The organism is Pseudomonas sp. NY15463 (genome assembly GCF_048068415.1).
Lineage (GTDB): Bacteria > Pseudomonadota > Gammaproteobacteria > Pseudomonadales > Pseudomonadaceae > Aquipseudomonas > Aquipseudomonas mosselii_C.
In genome coordinates this window covers 1-17,333 of sequence record NZ_JBLUQD010000011.1, presented here as the reverse complement: position 1 = coordinate 17,333, position 17,333 = coordinate 1, and the positions used below count along the sequence as shown (strand labels likewise).

The following is a 17,333-nucleotide window of genomic DNA, read 5'->3' as shown; positions in this document are numbered from 1 at the left end:
TTCTCAGTTCATGACTCGATCCTAGGCCGGCATTCGATACAGGTCTAATATAGATGCCGCATCGAATAATTCAGGAATTGAATCGTGGAATTGCACCAGTTGCGTTGTTTCGTGGCCGTGGCCGAAGAGCTGCATTTCGGCCGTGCTGCCACCCGCCTGCACATGACCCAGCCGCCGCTGAGCCGGCAGATCCAATTGCTCGAACACGCCCTTGGGGTATTACTGCTCGAACGCAACAACCGCCAGGCCCGCCTGACCCTGGCCGGCCAGGCGTTCCTGGAGGATGCCCGGCGCATCCTGCAGATCAGCGAATCGGCGCGCCACGCCGCGCGGCGCATCGCGCATGGCGAGGCGGGCCGCCTGACCCTGGGTTTCACCGCGGTCGGCGCCTACAACATGATCCCGCGCCTGTTGGTACATGCCGGCAAGACCCTGCCCGATATCGAGCTGGTGCTCAGCGAGCGGATCTCCAGCACACAGGTGCATGACCTCGAAGCCGGGCTGATCGACGTGGGGTTGGTGCGCCAGGTGCTGCCCAGCGCGCGGGTGGAATACCTGCCGGTGCACCGCGAGCCGTTCCTTGCGGCATTGCCCGCCGGTCACGTGCTGAGCGCCCGCGAACGGCTGCGGCCGGTGGACTTTCATGAACAGCCGTTCGTGATGTACAGCGCCAATGAAGGCCGCTACTTCCACGACCGTATCGCCAACCTGTTCGCCCGGCATCAGGTGCAACCGCGCTACCTGCATCAACTGGGGCAGACGCACTCGATTCTGGGGCTGGTGAATGTCGGGCTGGGTTGTGCGGTGGTGCCGGCTTCGGCGCAGGCGCTACACATGCAGCAGGTGGTGTTCAGGACGCTGGCCGGGACGGACCAGGAAGCGGAGATTTTCCTGGCATTTTGCCCAGACAACCCCAACCCGGTGCTGGGAGCGTTCGTCTCGATGGCACGGGCGTTCTTCGAGGCAGGATAAGCAATACACAGTCGTTGTAGGTGATCACCCAGCCCTTTGGGCTGCGCTGTCGCGCAGAGAACTGATTTCGCAAGCGCTCCGCGTACCCTGTGGGAGCGGCGGTTCGGCGCCCCGACTTGCCCGCGAAGCAGGCGACTCGGTGGATGGCACCGGCTTTGCCGGTGTTCGCGGGCAAGCCCGCTCCCACAGATTCCTTCTAAATCAACAAGTTATGTGTAGTTCTATGAGAGCGACCTCGTGCCGCGAAAGGGCTGCGCAGCAGCCCCCGGCAATCTCGCATGATGCCAAGATCCTGGGGCTGCTGCGCAGCCCGCCGCGACACAAGGCCGCTCCTACAGGTCTGCTCAGCGCACCAGGCAAGGCTTCTTGTTATCGAACGTCCACCCCGGAATCAGGAACTGCATCGCCACGCTGTCATCGCGCGCGCCCAGCCCCATGTTGCGGTAGCACTCATGCGCCTTGGCCAGTTGGTCTTCATCCAGCTCGACCCCCAGCCCCGGCCGCTGCGGCACGCGTACGTGGCCGTCGACGATACGCAGCGGGTCGCGGGTCAGGCGCTGGCCGTCCTGCCAGATCCAGTGGGTGTCGATGGCGGTGATCTCGCCCGGCGCCGCAGCAGCCACCTGGGTGAACATCGCCAGCGAAATGTCGAAGTGGTTGTTCGAATGCGAACCCCAGGTCAGGCCCCAGTCGTTGCACATCTGCGCCACCCGCACCGACCCCTGCAAGGTCCAGAAGTGCGGGTCAGCCAGCGGGATGTCCACCGACTGCAACTGGATTGCATGGCCCATCTGCCGCCAGTCGGTGGCGATCATGTTGGTGGCGGTCGGCAGGCCGGTGGCACGGCGGAACTCGGCCATCACTTCACGCCCCGAATAGCCGTTCTCGGCGCCACATGGATCTTCGGCATAGGCCAGGACAGCATGCTTGTCGCGGCACAGGGCGATGGCCTCTTTCAGCGACCAGGCCCCATTGGGATCGAGGGTGATGCGCGCCTCGGGGAAGCGCTCGGCCAGCGCAGTCACCGCCTCCATTTCCTCTTCACCGCGCAGCACGCCGCCCTTGAGCTTGAAGTCGCTGAAGCCATAACGCTGCTTGGCCGCCTCGGCCAGGCGCACCACCGCCTCGGGGGTCAGGGCCTTTTCGTGGCGCAGGCGGAACCAGTCATCGTCCGCGTCCGCTTCATTGCGATAGGCCAGGTTGGTCTGCTGACGGTCGCCGATGTAGAACAGGTAACCGAGCATCTTCACCGCGTCGCGCTGCTGACCTTCGCCCAACAGCGCCGCCATGGGCACGTTCAGGTGCTGGCCGAGCAGGTCGAGCAGGGCCGATTCGATGGCGGTCACCGCGTGCACGGTGATGCGCAGGTCGAAGGTCTGCAGGCCACGCCCGGCCGAGTCGCGATTGGCGAAGGTCTGGCGCATGGCGTTGAGCACGCGCTGGTAGTGGCCGATCGGCTGGCCGACCACCAGGCTGCGGGCGTCTTCGAGGGTCTGGCGGATCTTTTCGCCGCCCGGCACCTCGCCAAGACCGGTGTTGCCGGCACTGTCGCGCAGCACCACGACGTTACGCGTGAAGTACGGGCCATGCGCGCCACTGAGGTTGAGCAGCATGCTGTCGTGGCCGGCCACCGGGATCACCCGCAGGTCGGTGACCACCGGGGTTGAGGCGTGAACGCTGGGGGTTGTCTGCATGTTCATGATTGTTGTCTCGCAGTCATCAGTGGGTCTGGCCCAAGGCCGAGGCGGCCTTGAGGTCGGAAGCAGGCGCGCTTTTGGGGCGGGTGCGCACGAAGAACACCGCGATTGCCGCCAGCACCGAGGTCACTGCCAGGCCGTACAGGCCGCCCTGGATCGAACCGGTCTGCTGTTCGAGCAAGCCGAAGGTGGTGGGGGCGACGAAACCGCCGAGGTTGCCGATGGAGTTGATCAACGCAATCACCGCAGCCGCGATGCGCGCATCCAGGTAGCCCTGCGGAATCGGCCAGAACAGCGACGAGGCCGACTTGAAGCCGATGGCAGCGAAGCACACGGCGACGAAGGCGAACACCGGCCCGCCCGTGGTGGACATGAACATGCCGATCGCCGCGACCACCAGCGCACCGGCCACCCAGGCCTGCTGGAATTTCCAGCGTGCCGAACCGGCCGCGAAGGCATACATGGCGATGATCGAGATCAGCCACGGGATCGAGTTGAAGAAGCCCACCTGCAAGTCGCTCAGGTCGCCCATGCGCTTGATGATGCTCGGCAGCCAGAAGGTGGCGGCGTAGATGGTCAGTTGAATGCAGAAGTAGATCAGGCAGAACAGCAGGATCTGGCGGTCCTTGAGCAGGCTCCAGGACGACACTTTGACCGCCCCCACCGCTTCGCGCTCACGCTGTTCGCGGTCGATGGTCGCGACCAGCGCGTCCTGCTCGGCCTGGGTCAGCCACTTGGCGTCCTGCGGCTTGGAGTCGAGCCAGAAGAACACGAAGAAGCACAGCACCACCGAGGCCATGCCTTCGACGAACAGCATCCACTGCCAGCCGTGCAGGCCCATGCCCTGGATCTGCATCAGCGCCCCGGCCAGCGGCCCGGAAATCAGCGAGGCCACGGCCGAACCGCTAAGGAAGATGGCGATTGCCTTGCCACGCTCAGCACCAGGCAGCCAGCGGGTGAAGTAGTAGATCACACCGGGGAAGAAGCCGGCCTCAGCAACGCCGAGCAGGAAGCGCAGCACATAGAACTGGGTTTCGTTCTGCACGAAAGCCATGGCGGTAGCCACCAAGCCCCAGGTGAACATGATGCGGGTCAGCCACAGACGCGCACCGACGCGCTGCAAGAGCATGTTCGAGGGCACTTCGAACAGCGCGTAACCGATGAAGAACAAGCCAGCGCCAAAACCGTAGGCGGCCGCGCTGATGCCCAGGTCGCTTTCCAGGTGCGGGCGCACGAAGCCGATATTGACGCGGTCGAGGTAGTTGACGATGAACATGATGACGAACAGCGGCAGGACATGCCGCTTGACCTTGGCCACCGCGCTGGCAAGCGCGTCGCCGTCGGTCCGGGTAGACGGATCGAGGGTGTCGTTCACAGGTGGATCTCCCACTAATTGTTTTTGTGCGGGTCGGTTGTCTGACAGGGCAGTGGGACAGAGCATAGGCTTGCCGAAGTTGTACGACAAGAGCATAAATGTCGGCTAAAAGACAAAATACAAGCTTATAAAACGCTAAAAATACGCGATATTCACGATAACAAGCAGACCAACATATCTAGCCGCATGGAAAAAACCGGCAAAAAAAACTTTGATGCGCTAACTTGTCATACAAGTACAAATCGCAGAGAACCCGCATGACCGAGCCTACCCGCAAGCGCAGCCACAGCCGCGCGCACGATCTGGTCTCCAGCCTGACCCAGCAGATCTTGTTGGGCACCTTCCAGGCCGGTGATCGCCTGCCCTCGGAAAACACCTTGGTGCGCGAACATGGCGTGAGTCGCACCGTGGTCCGCGAGGCGCTGTCCAAGTTGCAGGCTTCGGGTTTGGTTGAGCCGCGCCACGGCATCGGCACTTTCGTGATCGAACGCCAGACCCAGGCCGGGCTGAGGGTGGGTGCTGAAAACGCGGCGAGCGTGCGCGAGTTGCTGGAGCTGCGTATCGGCCTGGAAGGCCAGGCGGCTGCGCTGGCGGCGGTACGTCGCAGCGACGATCACCTGGCACGCATGCGCCAGGCATTGGACGACTATCAGGACCTGGCCGCCGCAGGCGACAGCTGCATCGAAGCCGACCGGCGCTTTCACCTGCTAATCGCAGAGGCCACCGGTAATCTGTATTTCAGTGAAATGATGGGCCAGCTCGGCAACGGCCTGATCCCACGCAACCGCCTGGCCCTGGCCGAGCGCAGCGGCGCCAGGCTGGCCCGGCAGGCGTACCTGGCCAACCTGGAGCACGAGGCGATCCTCAACGCCATCCGTCGCCAGGACCCGGATGCCGCCCGCGCAGCGATCTGCCTGCACCTGTCGAACAGCCGCGACCGTTTGGTACCCGACTGAGCCCCCGCCAACACGCCCCCCTGTAGGAGCGGCCCTTTCGCGACACAAGGCCGCTCCTACAGGGCTCCGGCGATCGTGCATGACACGCAAATCCCCTGGACGCACTGCCAGCAGACAGTCACGCCAACGCCCGATCCACCAGCACTTGCAAACGCCCCTGCGAACAACGCTCCACCCGCGCCTCGACGCCATACACCTCGGCCAGCAACCCAGGCACCAGCACCTGCTCCGGCGCCCCACTGGCGACCACCCTCCCCTTGCTCAGCACCACCAGCCAGTCAGCTTGGCTGGCCGCCAGGTTGATATCGTGCAGGACCGCCACCGCCAGCAACCGATGGGCCACGGCACGCTCGCGCACGGCATCCATCACCCGCAGTTGATAGTGCAGGTCCAGCGCGCTGGTGGGCTCGTCCAGCAGCAGCACCCGCGGATTACGCGCCAGCAACTGGGCCAATGCCACCAACTGGCGCTGCCCACCCGACAGGCTCCCCAACGGCTGCTCGGCCAAGTGCTCGATACCCAGCCGCCGCAGTGCCTCGAAGGCAACACCCAAGGGGTTGTCCACACCCGCCACGCGCAGCCCGACGATGATGCTTTCCAGCACGCCGAGGGCAAGGCCCGGCGGCAATTGCTGGGGCATGTAGGCCAGGCGCCGGGAGCGCTCGGCAAAGCCCAGCCGGGTGACATCCTCGCCATCCAGGGTCACGCTGCCGTGCATGCGCTCAAGCCCCGCCAACGCACGCAGCAAGGTCGACTTGCCAGCACCGTTGGGGCCCACCAGCGCCACCAGGCTGCCGGCCGGCAAGCTCGGCAGGCTCACCTCATGAATGATCCGCCGCTTGCCATAGGCCACCGACAGTCGCTCGATCAACAGGCTCACAGGTTTCTCCCCCGCCGGAACACCAGCACCACGAACACCGGCACGCCGACCAGCGCGGTGACTATTCCCACCGGTACGATCACCCCAGGCAGGATCAACTTGCTGGCAATCGACGACAACGACAGCAGCAACGCGCCGACCAAGGCGCTGGCCGGCAACAGGAAGCGCTGGTCCTCACCCACCAGCAGGCGCGCGATATGCGGACCAACCAGGCCGACGAAGCCAATGGTGCCGACAAACGCTACCGCCGTGGCCGACAGCAGGCTGATACGCAGCAGCGAAGCCAGGCGCAAGCGCCGGGTGTCCACGCCAAAACTGCGCGCCCGCTCCTCGCCCATGCGCAGCAAGGTCATCGCCGGCGCAGCGCGCAGCGAGAAAGGCAACAGCAACGCCAGCACGCAAGCCAGAATCGTCAGCTTGTTCCAATCTGCACGGGCCAGGCTGCCCAGGGTCCAGAACACCAACTGTTGCAGCACATCCTCGGTGGCCAGCAGTTGCAACAACGACACTGCCGCGTTGCAACTGAACACCAGGGCGATGCCGAACAACACCAGGCTTTCCACACCAGCCCCGCGCAAACGCGCCATGGCCTGCAACAGCACCACCGACAGGCAGGCGAACGCAAACGCCATCACCGTCACCTGCACGCTTGGCGCCAGCCACGCCAAACCCAACGGATAGGCGATGGCCAACGACGCGCCCAGCGCCGCCGCCGACGACACCCCAAGGGTGAACGGGCTGGCAAGGGGATTGTCGAGGATCGCCTGCATCTCGGCGCCAGCCAGGGCCAGCGCAGCGCCCACCAGCACCGCCATCAGCGCATAGGGCAGGCGCACGTTCCAGATGATCACCCGCTCGGTAGCACTCAGCGCCGTGGGGTCGAACACGCCATGCAGCAATTGGCCAAGCCCCATGCCCGAGGCACCGCTGGCCAGGTCGCCGAGCACCGACAGCAGCAACGCCGCCGCCAGCCCCATGACCAACAGCGCACGGCGCCACAGCAGGCGCCGGTAGCGCCAGGCAGCGACGGCGGCGCCGTCCTGAACCAGGGCGGTCACTGGGCATCGACCCAGTACTGGCCATCCAGGCCAACGTTGAGCATCTGGTTGATCTGGACCATGGTCGCCTGCGGATCGAGGTCCTTGAAGCGCTCAGGATGTACCCAGCGCGCCATGGCTTCGATGGCCAGTATGTTGAACGGCGAATTGTAGAAGTCATGCCACAGGCCATGGGCCTGGCCAGCCTGGATCGGCCGCAGCGGCGCGAACTCTGGCCGCGCGGTGATTTTCGCCAGGCTCTGGCGCGCAGTGTCCTGCGACACGCCAGCCCCCAACAGCACGCCCGGTGCGCGGTTGCCGGTGGCGATGTACACGTCCGGATCGGCCTTGAGTACGTACTCCACGCTCACATCGCCCAACGCCCCCGGCACCACGTCGGCACCAATGTTATGCCCGCCCACTGCCGTCACCACACTGCCCAACCCGCTCTTGCCGGTGGTATGCCCCGGCGCCTGCCAGACACCCGCCAACAGTTCGAGGAAGACCTTCGGCCGCTGGCTATCGGGCAGCCCTGCCACCTGGTCGGTGACGCGCTTGAGGTGCTGGTCATACAGGCTCAGGTACTGCTCGGCCTGCTGCTCACGCCCGAGCAACTGGCCCAATGCGCGCATGCTCACCCGGGTGTTTTCGATTGGGTGCACACGGAAATCGATGAACAACACCGGCACCCCGGCCTTGGCCAGCAAGTCGGCCACCGGGCTGTGCTGGGTCGGGCCTTCACCGGCGATGCTGAAGATCGCCAGGTCCGGCTTGAGGGCCAGGATCTGCTCGGCGCTGACGCTCTGCTCGGAGGCCTGGCCGATCAGCGGCAACTGGCTGACCTGTGGATAACGCTTGGCGTAGACCGAGTAGGTGTGTGGGTCGAGCAGACGCATGTCGTTCTGCCAGCCAACCACGCGCTGGAACGGGTTGTCGCGGTCGAGCAGCGCCAGGGCGAAGAACAGCCGGCCCTCGCCGAGCACGATGCGCTGCGGGGCGTGGTCCATCTCGACCTTGCGCCCGAGCACATCGGTGACTTCGACGGCGCCAGCACTTGGCGCGAAGCCCAGCCAGGCGCCCAACAACAGCAAGGCAGCCAAGCGCCGCCAGGATCGGGTAATGGTGAACATGGGGGGTATCCTCTGGAAGAGAATTGGTCGCATTTGACCGCGGCATTTTAGTCAACCGCCCTCCCCTGGCTGTGTGCGCAAATGTCACACGCCGGGCACAAACCATTACAAGCTTTCATCTTGCGCGCGCACGCACGGCGCAACGCCATGCGACCGCCAGGCCGCGCTGTCGGCCTCAGCCGAGCAGCGCCCTGAGCGCCCGACAATCGGCCGCATGCCAGTCGGTCAGCTCCGGCCAGGGGTTGTCCGGCAGGTTCACCAGTACGGTACGCGCACCAGCAGCCCGCCCGCAGTCGAGGTCGAAGCGGTAGTCGCCGACCATCACCATGTCACTCGGGCTCACCCCCCACGCCTGGGCGATTTGCAACAGCCCATCGGGGTTCGGTTTCGGCGCCGCTTCGTCGCGCCCGAGCACCTGCGCCTGCGCGAAGCAATCGGCCAGGCCGATGGCCTGCAGGGTGACGTGCGCCAGCTCGCGGGCATTGCGCGTCAGGATCGCCAGTTGGCAACCGCGCGCCGCCAGTTCGCGCACCAGTTCCACCGCCCCTACGGCCGCCTGCGAGGCAAGCGCCAGGTCGCGCTCATGCTCCAGCAGCCACGCATGCTTGGCCGCCGCCTCATCCACCGGCAACGCCGCCAGATGGGTGAGGATATCGTCCTCGGCGGGGATCTCCAGCGCACGGCGGATGGCGGCAAAATCATGCACGGCCACGGTCAGGGTGCCGTCCATGTCGAACACCCAATGGCGGATCGCGGCGAGGTTCATGCCCAGTCCTTGCGGTGGCGGATCAGCCCTTCCTGGGTCGACGAGGCGACCAACTGGCCGGCGCGATTGAAGATGCTGCCACGGCAGAAACCACGTGCGTTGCCGGCCCACGGGCTGTCGGTGGCATACAGCAGCCAGTCGTCGGCGCGCAGGTCGCGGTGGAACCACAGCGCGTGGTCGAGGCTGGCGACCTGCATGTCCTTCTGCCACACCGACTTGCCGTGCGGCAGCAGCGAGGTGGTCAGCAGGCCGAAGTCCGAGGCATAGGCCAGCAGGTACTTGTGCAGCGCCGGAATGTCCGCGAGGTTGCCGTCGGCGCGGAACCACACGTACTTGACCGGATCGCCCGGCTTGGGGTCGAACGGGTCACGTTCGGTCACCGGGCGGATTTCGATGGGCTTGGCGCACAGCACCTTGTCGCGGATGCGCTCGGGCAGCTTGTCGGCCATCGCGCGCGCCAGTTCCACTTCGCTGGGCAGGTTTTCCGGGCCCACCACCGCAGGCATCGGCACCTGATGCTCGTAGCCTTGTTCGTCGTACTGGAACGACGCGCTGCAAGTGAAGATCGGCTGGCCTTTCTGGATCGCCGTGACGCGCCGGGTGCTGAAACTGCCGCCATCACGCACGCGGTCCACCGAGTAGACCACCGGCATGCTGGCATCGCCCGGGCGCAGGAAGTAGCCGTGCAGCGAATGTACGTGGCGGGCGTCTTCGACCGTCTGGCTGGCCGCCGACAGCGACTGGCCAAGCACCTGGCCGCCGTACAACTGGCGGAAACCCAGGTCTTGGCTGCGGCCACGGAACAGGTTTTCCTCAATCGGTTCGAGGCTCAACAGGTCGACGAGGTCGTCCAGCACATGACTCATGAAAGCTTCTCCTGGCAAGGCAATACGCGCGGTGATGCCGGCAGATGATACAGGGTTTGTCAGCGTCGCCGTCCAGGGGCATACCGGTCATCCGCGCAGGGTGCTTTCCCAGCGTGGGCGGTCGATGCGGTACAGCACATGGCGGCGCAGGGGATGGCCTTGCGCCAGGTTGGGGTGCTCGAAGCTGCCCTCGACATCCTGCTGCATGCCGATGGCCTGCATGACCTTCTGCGAAGGCAAATTGCCTTCGGCGGTGAACGACACCACCTCCTCCAAGCGCAACTGGGCGAACGCACAACGCAGGCAGGTCCACGCCGCCTCGCTGGCAAAACCCAACCCCCAGTGGCGCCGGGCCAGGCGCCAGCCGATCTCCACTGCCGGTGCGAAGGGTACGTCGAAGTTGACCTTGAGCAGCCCGGTCATGCCGATGAACGCCCCGCTGTCCTTGCGCTCCAGGGCCCACAGGCCGTAGCCGAATTCATTGAAATGGCCGCGGATACGGCCCATCAGCGCGGCAGTCTCCAGGCGCGTCATGGGCGCGGGGAAATAGCGCATCACCTGTGGGTCGGCGCACAGCGCGGCGAACTCGCGCAGGTCGTCGTCATGCCACTGACGCAGCACCAGGCGCGCACTTTCCAGGTGGAGGATCGGGGTCATCACGGGCTCCGAATGGGCGGTCTTCCAGTCTACAGCGTAGGCCCATGAAGGAAATTTCACCGTCGCGTGTCAGGCGCTGATGCTTTTTTCACATCGGTTTCACCGCCCTCCGACGGGCACCTGCCGAGAATGCCGGCAAACACAGCGGCCATACGTCGACGCCGCACTGCCATCGGAGTGACACATGTTTTCCAACACCCTGGACAACCTGGCCCGCCAGGCCCGCCCCCAGCGACGCCGCACTTCGCGCCGGATGCGCAGCGTCGCCCTTGGCGTGCTGATCGTGCTGGCCGCGTTGGCCGTCTGGCTAGCGACGAGGACTCACATCGTGGACCTTGGCAATGAACAACAGTTGAGCAAAAGCGGCCTGCTACAAGCCTGGAAGGACGGTGCCGTGCTGGTCATGATTCGGCATGCCGAACGCTGCGACAGCGCACCCGGGCCGTGCCTGGGCGACAAGAGCGGCATCACCGTGGCAGGCAGCGAAGCCGCCGCGCGGGTGGGCCTGGGCTTGCAGCGCCTGGGGGTGGCCGAAACCGATGTATTCAGCAGCCCACGCCTGCGCACCCGGCAGACCGCGCACTTCTTGCTCGGCCAGGAGGCAGCGAGCCAGGACTGGCTGAAGACCTGTGATCCGCAGTTCGCCACCGAGGCCCTGGCGCACAAACGCCCTGGGCACAATCTGGTACTGGTGACCCACAACGGCTGCATCGACTTTTTCCAGCGCCAGCAGCGGGTGCCGGGGGGCGAGCGTGCCAGCGACTACGCCAGCGCGCTGTTCGTGTCGGTGGACGGCAACGGCAAGGCACGCATCCTCGGGCGCATGAACGAGCCGCAATGGCAGCGAGTGCTGGCATCGACCGCGCAATGATCCAAGCGATGCCACTGACTAAGCGGGCTTTTTCAGGAGCGGGCTTGCCCCGCGAACACCGGCGCAGCCGGTTCCATCCACCGCGTCGCTTGCTTCGTGGCTAAAGCCGCGTCCACAGGGGAAGACAGGCCCAGCACAGCTGGCATAATCGGCGCAGGCCCTCACCAAGACCTCGCCATGCCCCTGCCGCTGATCTACCACGACGACTACAGCCCCGAGTTCCCGCCCGACCACCGCTTCCCGATGGACAAGTTCCGTCTGCTGCGCGACTACCTGGTGGACAGCGGGCTAACCACCGACGCGGCGCTGCTGCGCCCCGAGATCTGTCCCAACGACATCCTCGCCCTGGCCCACGACCGCGACTACATCGAGCGCTACATGCACGGCGAACTGTCCCGCGAGGACCAGCGCCGGCTGGGCCTACCCTGGAGCGAGGCGCTGGCCCGGCGCACGGTGCGCGCCGTCGGCGGCTCGCTGCTGAGCGCAGAAATGGCACTGCGCGATGGCATCGCCTGTCACTTGGCCGGCGGCACCCACCATGCCCATTACGATCACCCAGCCGGCTTCTGCATCTTCAACGACCTGGCGGTGATCAGCCGCTACCTGCTTGAAGCCGGTCGGGTGCAACGGGTACTGATCTTCGACTGCGACGTGCACCAAGGCGACGGCACCGCACGCATCCTGCACGACACGCCGGAGGCGATCACCGTATCGCTGCACTGCGAGCAGAACTTCCCGGCGCGCAAGGCGCAGAGCGACTGGGACATCCCCCTGCCCCGCGGCATGCATGACGCGGCCTACCTCAAGGTGGTCGAAGACGCGCTGAACTACCTGCTGCCGCTGTACCAGCCGGACCTGGTGCTTTACGACGCCGGCGTCGATGTACACAAGGACGATGCTCTCGGCTACCTGCAACTGACCGATGAGGGCCTGGCCGCCCGCGACGAGCATGTACTGCGCCAATGTCTGGGCCGGGACATCCCGGTGGTCGGCGTGATCGGTGGCGGCTACAGCAAGGACCGCGTGGCACTGGCCCGGCGCCACGGCATCCTGCACCACAGCGCCGCCAAGGTGCTCGGTTGTGCACAATGACTGTGGAACCGCCTGTGGATAACCTGCGGGAAAGCCGCTCCAGCCCTTTAACGGCCTGACCTGCAAGAACCTGGTTATTTTTTGCACAGTGTTTCCAGGTGCCGCGCTGGGGTAGAATGCGCGACCTTTTCCACAGCCTGCTGCCCACCATGACCGATTCCCGCTCCCCTGCTCGCCCTCCCGTTGCCGTGATCGGTGGCGGCCCCGCCGGTCTGATGGCAGCCGAGGCCCTGGCACAGCGCGGGGTGGCCGTGGAGGTATTCGACGCCATGCCATCGGTGGGCCGCAAGTTTCTGTTGGCCGGGGTCGGCGGCATGAACATCACTCACGCCGAGCCCTACCCCGCGTTCGTGGCCCGCTACGGCCAGCGCCAGGGCGAGATCCACGCGCTGTTGCAAGGCTTCGATGCCGACGCCCTGCGCCAGTGGATTCACGGCCTGGGCATCGAAACCTTCGTCGGCACCTCCGGTCGGGTATTCCCCCGCGACATGAAGGCCGCGCCACTGTTGCGCGCCTGGCTCAAGCGCCTGCGTGAGGCCGGCGTGGTTATCCACACCCGTCACCGCTGGCAGGGCTGGAACGCCGACGGGACCTTGCGGATCACTTATCCACAGGGCGAACAGCGCGTCGCGGCCAGCGCCGTGATCCTGGCCCTGGGCGGCGGCAGCTGGGCGCGCCTGGGCTCGGACGGCGCCTGGGTGCCACTGCTGGGCACGCAGGGTGTGGATATCTCGCCATTGCAGGCCAGTAACTGTGGCTTCGAGGTGCAAGGTTGGAGCACGCTGCTCAAGGACAAGTTTGCCGGCGCGCCAGTGAAGAACATAGCCCTGAGCGTGCCCGGCGCTACGCCGCGCAAGGGTGAATTCATCCTTACCGCCCAAGGCGTGGAAGGCAGCTTGGTGTATGCCTGGTCGGCGGCGCTGCGCGAGGCGATCAACCGCGACGCACGCGCCACCCTGCTGCTCGACCTGTTGCCTGACCGGCCTGTGGACAACATCGTCCAAGCCCTGGCCAAGCCCCGGGGGTCACGCTCGATGGCCAAGCACCTGCAAGGCCAACTGGGCCTCGACGGCGTCAAGGCCGCGCTGCTGCGCGAATTGACCGACCCAGCGACGTTCGCCGACCCTGCGCGCCTGGCGGCCGCGATCAAGGCCATGCCAATCGAGCTGGTGCGCGCACGGCCGTTGGACGAGGCGATCAGCAGTGCCGGTGGGGTGCGTTTCGAGGGGCTGGACGAGGGGTTGATGCTACGCGGGATGCCGGGGGTGTTCTGCGCCGGCGAGATGCTCGACTGGGAGGCGCCGACCGGGGGTTATTTGCTGACGGCGTGCTTTGCCAGCGGCTTGAAAGCTGGCCAAGCTGCGGCAGACTGGCTGACCCGCACCCGTTAGGTTCAGGCGTTGCATAGCCCTGTGGAAGCGGGCTTGCCGGAGTGCCGGACCACCGCGAAACACGGGCGAAGCCCGTGCCAGGCACCGTGTTGACCTAAGGGGACGCGTCTTGGCTTTTACGGCTTGCGCTTGGCCGGCTTGCCGCCAAAGCTCGGCACCTTGCGTACGGCCTTGACCGCTGGCGCCGCCGATTCGCTGCTGTCCATCCAACGCCCCAGACCGCGCTTGGCGCTGTTCTCCTTGGGCTTTTTCGGTTTCTTCGGCTTCTTTACCACCTGCCCGCTGGCATCGATCATCGGCACCCGATGATCGGGGATGAAATCCGGCTCTTCATGGCGCGGCAACTGTTGGCGAATCAGCGTCTCGATCGACGCCAGCAGGTTCACCTCGTCAGCGCACACCAGCGAGATCGCCTCGCCCTTGTTGCCGGCCCGGCCCGTGCGGCCAATGCGGTGCACGTAGTCTTCGGCGACGATTGGCAGATCGAGGTTGACCACCAGCGGCAGGTCGTCGATATCCAGGCCGCGCGCGGCCACGTCGGTGGCCACCAGCACCTGGATCTCGCGGGCCTTGAAGCTGTCCAGGGCACGCTGGCGCGTGGCCTGTGGCCGATCGCCGTGGATGCCATCGGCGTTGATGCCCTCGCTGAGCAGGCGTTCGACCAACTGGTCCACGCCATTGCGGGTCTTGGCGAACACCAGCACCTGCTTCCAGCGCTGCTTGCGCAACAAATGGCAGAACAGGTCGGCCTTGCGCTTCTTGTCCACCGGCACCAGCCACTGCTTGACCGTGGTCGCGGTGGTGTTGCGCGGGCTCACTTCGATGCTCAGCGGATCGTTCAGCGCCAGCCCCGCGAGCAGGCGGATCTGCTCGGAGAACGTGGCCGAGAACAGCAGCGTCTGGCGCTTGCGCGGTAGCGCCGCGTACACCGCCTGCAGCTCTTCGGCAAAACCCAGGTCAAGCATGCGGTCGGCTTCGTCGAGCACCAGGGTCTGAACCTGGCCGAACTTGATGGCGTTCTGGCGGAACAGATCGAGCAAGCGCCCTGGAGTGGCCACCAACACATCCACGCCACGACGCAGGCGCATCATCTGCGGATTGATGCTGACACCGCCATACACCGCATAGGTCGACAGCGGCAGGTCCTCGGCGTACTCGCGCACATTGGCGTGCACCTGCTCGGCCAACTCCCGGGTGGGCACCAGCACCAGCGCACGCACCGAGTTACTGGCGACCTTCTCGCCCTCCAGCACCAGGCGTTGCAGCACCGGCAAGGCGAAGCCGGCAGTCTTGCCAGTGCCGGTCTGGGCTGCGGCCATCAGGTCGCGGCCTGCAAGCACGGCAGGGATGGCCTTGGCCTGGATCGGGGTGGGGGTGGTGTAGTCCAGCTTCTGCAGGGTGCGCAGCAGCGGTTCGATCAGGCCGAGTTTGGCGAAATTCATGGTGGTACCGTCAGGGGTTCAGCGAAGCCAGCAAGTTTACCGCAATGCACGGCATGCCGGGGCGCGACGCGCGCACCCTCAACTGACGGCGGCAGGCGCCTTGCGCCATTGCGGCAGGCCGATCAGCACCACCGCACCGATGATCACCCCCATGGCGATGCACTCTTCGGCGCCAATCCGCTCACCGGCGAAGGCAATTCCCAGCAATACCGCCACCGCTGGGTTGACGTAGGCATAGCTGGTGGCCGCCGCCGGGCGCACGTGCTTGAGCAGGTACATGTAGGCGCTGAAGGCCAGGATCGAGCCGAAGAACACCAGGTAGGCCAGTGCGCCCCAACCGGCGGCGGTGGGCATTTGGGTCATGCGTTCGCCGCTCAGGGCGCTGCCGATCAACAGCGCGGCGCCGCCAGCCAGCATCTCGGCGGCGCTGGCCATCGGCCCCTGGGGCAGCGGCAAACTTTTGCTCCACACCGAGCCGAAGGCCCAGGCCGCTGCGGCGAACAGGATCAGCGCCGCGCCCATTGGACTGGCCTGCAAGTTGGAACCCAGGTTGAGTAGGCCGATGCCGACCAGTCCGAGCACGATCCCCGCCCACTCCAGGCGCGAGTTGCGATGCCCGAACAGCAGGCCGAACACCAAGGTGAACAGAGGCACGGTGGCGACCGCCAACGCCGCCACGCCCGAGGCGACGCCAGCATGTTCGGCCAGGGTTACACCGCCATTGCCGCAACTGAGCAGCAGAAAACCAATCGCCGCCGCCGCGCGCCATTGCGTCCAGGTCGGTGCCGGGACCCCGCGCCAGCGCAGGAAGCCGTACAACAGGCTGCCAGCGATCATGAAGCGCACCCCGGCCATCAGCATCGGCGGCCAGGACTCGACACCAATGCGGATAAACAGGTAGGTCGAACCCCACACCAGGTACAAGGCGAGGAACGATCCAATGAGCAGCAGCGGGAAGCGACGGGAGGCAGGCATGGCAGAAGGGCTCGAAATCCGTTTACGGGTGGCTTAGTTTAGAAAGGCCCCTGCGCAAACTTAAGTTGCAAAACAGCTTTAAATCACTCGAACACTTTGCAAAGCATGCTTATGCAGCAGGTTTGCCATCGATTACAAAGTCACCAGGAATCACCATGGACAAGTACGACCGCATGCTCCTAGCCGCCCTGCTCGAAAACGGCCGGGCCACCTACGCGCAACTGGCGCGCCAGGTCAACCTGTCGGCCCCGGCGGTGGCCGAACGGGTGGCCAAGCTCGAGTCCAGTGGCGTGATCACCGGTTACACCGCCAACATCGACCTGGAAAAGATCGGCCTGCCGATCCAATGCGTGATCGAGCTGCGCCTGGCCAGCCACGGCAGCCATGACACCCACCACGCCTATGCCCAGTTGGCGAGCATCCCGCAGATCACCGAATGCCACCGCGTAACCGGCGACCCCTGCGTGATCATCCGCGCCGCCGTGGTGTCGATGCTGGAACTGGAGGCGTTGATCAATCGGGTGGCGCAACTGGGCTTCACCAAGACCTCGATCGTGCTCTCCAGCGCGGTACAGCGGCGGGTGCCGCTGGGGCATCTGGAGGGCAATGCGAGAAAGCCTTGAGCGCTCAATGGCGCAGCAGCAGCTTGCCCTCGATGGGTACGTAGCAGCTGGCCGCGCGAATCACCGACAACGCGGTCAGCCCCGGCACGCCATATACCACAGTCTCAACTCCATGACGCTGCATCGCCCGCTCCAGCAGCAGGTCGAAGTCGCCGTCACCGGAGGCCAGAACGATCTGCTCGACCCGCGCGGCGGCCTCGATCACATCCAGGGTGATGCCCACGTCCCAGTCGCCCTTGGCCGAGCCGTCGGCGCGCTGGATATAGGGCTTGAGGCACACCTCGAAACCCAGGTTGCGCAGGATCTGCTGGAACTGTTGCTGCTTGGCGTCACCCCGATCGATGGCATAGGCCTTGGCCTCGACGATCTGGCCCGCGCGGCTGACCTCGGCCCACAGCGCGGCATAGTTGAAATGGCAGCCGTGGCCTTGGCGAACCGTGTAGTAGAGGTTCTGCACATCGGCGAACAGCGCGATTTTCTTCACCTTGGGCACCTGTCTGGCGGTCAATGAATCGCGGGGCAGCCCCCGCCAAACAGGGGGCGGGGCGCCCCGCCCCCAACACACCCACTAATCCAGAGCCCAACGAAGAACTAGTCGTACCA

Annotated in this window: 17 protein-coding genes; 6 read left to right on the top strand and 11 right to left on the bottom strand. The window is 65.4% G+C overall.

Translation table 11 applies throughout. From position 1 onward, the window contains the following. Nucleotides 1–84 precede the first annotated feature (84 nt). The gene (locus ACNFIC_RS22935) at nt 85–972 is read left to right on the top strand and encodes a LysR substrate-binding domain-containing protein (protein ID WP_138221660.1); all 888 of its coding nucleotides are present in this window, start codon (nt 85–87) and stop codon (nt 970–972) included. A gap of 344 nt (nt 973–1,316) precedes the next feature. Here ACNFIC_RS22935 and gudD read toward each other — a convergent pair whose 3' ends face one another. Further along, nucleotides 1,317–2,672, bottom strand: a complete 1,356-nt coding sequence (gene gudD, locus ACNFIC_RS22930) for a glucarate dehydratase (protein ID WP_138221661.1) — start codon at nt 2,670–2,672, stop codon at nt 1,317–1,319. A gap of 19 nt (nt 2,673–2,691) precedes the next feature. After that, on the bottom strand, nt 2,692–4,044 hold the full coding sequence (locus ACNFIC_RS22925; protein ID WP_416782140.1) for an MFS transporter: 1,353 nt from the start codon (nt 4,042–4,044) through the stop codon (nt 2,692–2,694). A 257-nt stretch (nt 4,045–4,301) separates the two neighbouring features. Between ACNFIC_RS22925 and ACNFIC_RS22920 the strand changes: the two genes are divergently transcribed. After that, entirely contained in the window at nt 4,302–5,000 is a 699-nt protein-coding gene (locus ACNFIC_RS22920; RefSeq protein ID WP_138221663.1) for a FadR/GntR family transcriptional regulator, read from the top strand. Nucleotides 5,001–5,118: 118 nt separating this feature from the next. On the opposite strand, the gene ACNFIC_RS22915 is transcribed toward ACNFIC_RS22920, so the two are convergent. The 6 genes from ACNFIC_RS22915 to ACNFIC_RS22890 all read right to left on the bottom strand — a co-directional run bounded on the left by ACNFIC_RS22915 (nt 5,119) and on the right by ACNFIC_RS22890 (nt 10,336). Then, nucleotides 5,119–5,880 carry an ABC transporter ATP-binding protein gene (locus tag ACNFIC_RS22915; RefSeq protein ID WP_416782139.1) on the bottom strand — a complete coding sequence of 254 codons (762 nt, stop codon included), beginning with the start codon at nt 5,878–5,880 and terminating at the stop codon, nt 5,119–5,121. Next, the gene (locus ACNFIC_RS22910) at nt 5,877–6,938 is read right to left on the bottom strand and encodes a FecCD family ABC transporter permease (RefSeq protein ID WP_416782137.1); all 1,062 of its coding nucleotides are present in this window, start codon (nt 6,936–6,938) and stop codon (nt 5,877–5,879) included. Before ACNFIC_RS22910 ends, ACNFIC_RS22915 begins: the two co-directional genes overlap by 4 nt. Continuing rightward, entirely contained in the window at nt 6,935–8,047 is a 1,113-nt protein-coding gene (locus ACNFIC_RS22905; protein ID WP_138221666.1) for an ABC transporter substrate-binding protein, read from the bottom strand. The genes ACNFIC_RS22910 and ACNFIC_RS22905 overlap by 4 nt, the downstream gene beginning before the upstream one ends. 175 nt (nt 8,048–8,222) lie before the next feature. Beyond that, complete coding sequence (locus tag ACNFIC_RS22900; RefSeq protein WP_416782136.1) at nt 8,223–8,813, bottom strand: HAD family hydrolase; 591 nt, start codon at nt 8,811–8,813, stop codon at nt 8,223–8,225. Next, nucleotides 8,810–9,679 carry an acyl-CoA thioesterase II gene (gene tesB / locus ACNFIC_RS22895; protein ID WP_138221668.1) on the bottom strand — a complete coding sequence of 290 codons (870 nt, stop codon included), beginning with the start codon at nt 9,677–9,679 and terminating at the stop codon, nt 8,810–8,812. The genes ACNFIC_RS22900 and tesB overlap by 4 nt, the downstream gene beginning before the upstream one ends. Before the next feature lie 87 nt (nt 9,680–9,766). Further along, on the bottom strand, nt 9,767–10,336 hold the full coding sequence (locus tag ACNFIC_RS22890) for a GNAT family N-acetyltransferase (RefSeq protein WP_416782134.1): 570 nt from the start codon (nt 10,334–10,336) through the stop codon (nt 9,767–9,769). Between the two features lie 184 nt (nt 10,337–10,520). On the opposite strand from ACNFIC_RS22890, the gene ACNFIC_RS22885 reads away from it, so the two are divergent. The 3 genes from ACNFIC_RS22885 (at nt 10,521) to ACNFIC_RS22875 (ending at nt 13,690) form a co-directional block, all read left to right on the top strand. After that, nucleotides 10,521–11,207, top strand: coding sequence for a histidine phosphatase family protein (locus ACNFIC_RS22885; RefSeq protein WP_416782132.1), 687 nt, complete (start codon nt 10,521–10,523; stop codon nt 11,205–11,207). Nucleotides 11,208–11,384: 177 nt separating this feature from the next. Continuing rightward, nucleotides 11,385–12,299: a histone deacetylase gene (locus ACNFIC_RS22880; RefSeq protein ID WP_138221671.1), complete on the top strand. Its 915-nt coding sequence runs from the start codon at nt 11,385–11,387 to the stop codon at nt 12,297–12,299. 116 nt (nt 12,300–12,415) lie between these two features. Then, nucleotides 12,416–13,690, top strand: coding sequence for a TIGR03862 family flavoprotein (locus tag ACNFIC_RS22875; protein WP_416782130.1), 1,275 nt, complete (start codon nt 12,416–12,418; stop codon nt 13,688–13,690). A gap of 116 nt (nt 13,691–13,806) precedes the next feature. Here ACNFIC_RS22875 and ACNFIC_RS22870 read toward each other — a convergent pair whose 3' ends face one another. Together ACNFIC_RS22870 and yedA are read right to left on the bottom strand one after the other, a co-directional pair. Next, entirely contained in the window at nt 13,807–15,132 is a 1,326-nt protein-coding gene (locus tag ACNFIC_RS22870; RefSeq protein WP_416782128.1) for a DEAD/DEAH box helicase, read from the bottom strand. Between the two features lie 78 nt (nt 15,133–15,210). Then, entirely contained in the window at nt 15,211–16,107 is an 897-nt protein-coding gene (yedA, locus tag ACNFIC_RS22865) for a drug/metabolite exporter YedA (protein ID WP_138221428.1), read from the bottom strand. A gap of 155 nt (nt 16,108–16,262) precedes the next feature. Between yedA and ACNFIC_RS22860 the strand changes: the two genes are divergently transcribed. Then, nucleotides 16,263–16,730, top strand: coding sequence for an Lrp/AsnC family transcriptional regulator (locus ACNFIC_RS22860; protein ID WP_138221427.1), 468 nt, complete (start codon nt 16,263–16,265; stop codon nt 16,728–16,730). 4 nt (nt 16,731–16,734) lie between these two features. On the opposite strand, the gene ACNFIC_RS22855 is transcribed toward ACNFIC_RS22860, so the two are convergent. Further along, complete coding sequence (locus ACNFIC_RS22855) at nt 16,735–17,214, bottom strand: NYN domain-containing protein (protein ID WP_138221426.1); 480 nt, start codon at nt 17,212–17,214, stop codon at nt 16,735–16,737. Nucleotides 17,215–17,333 lie beyond the last annotated feature (119 nt).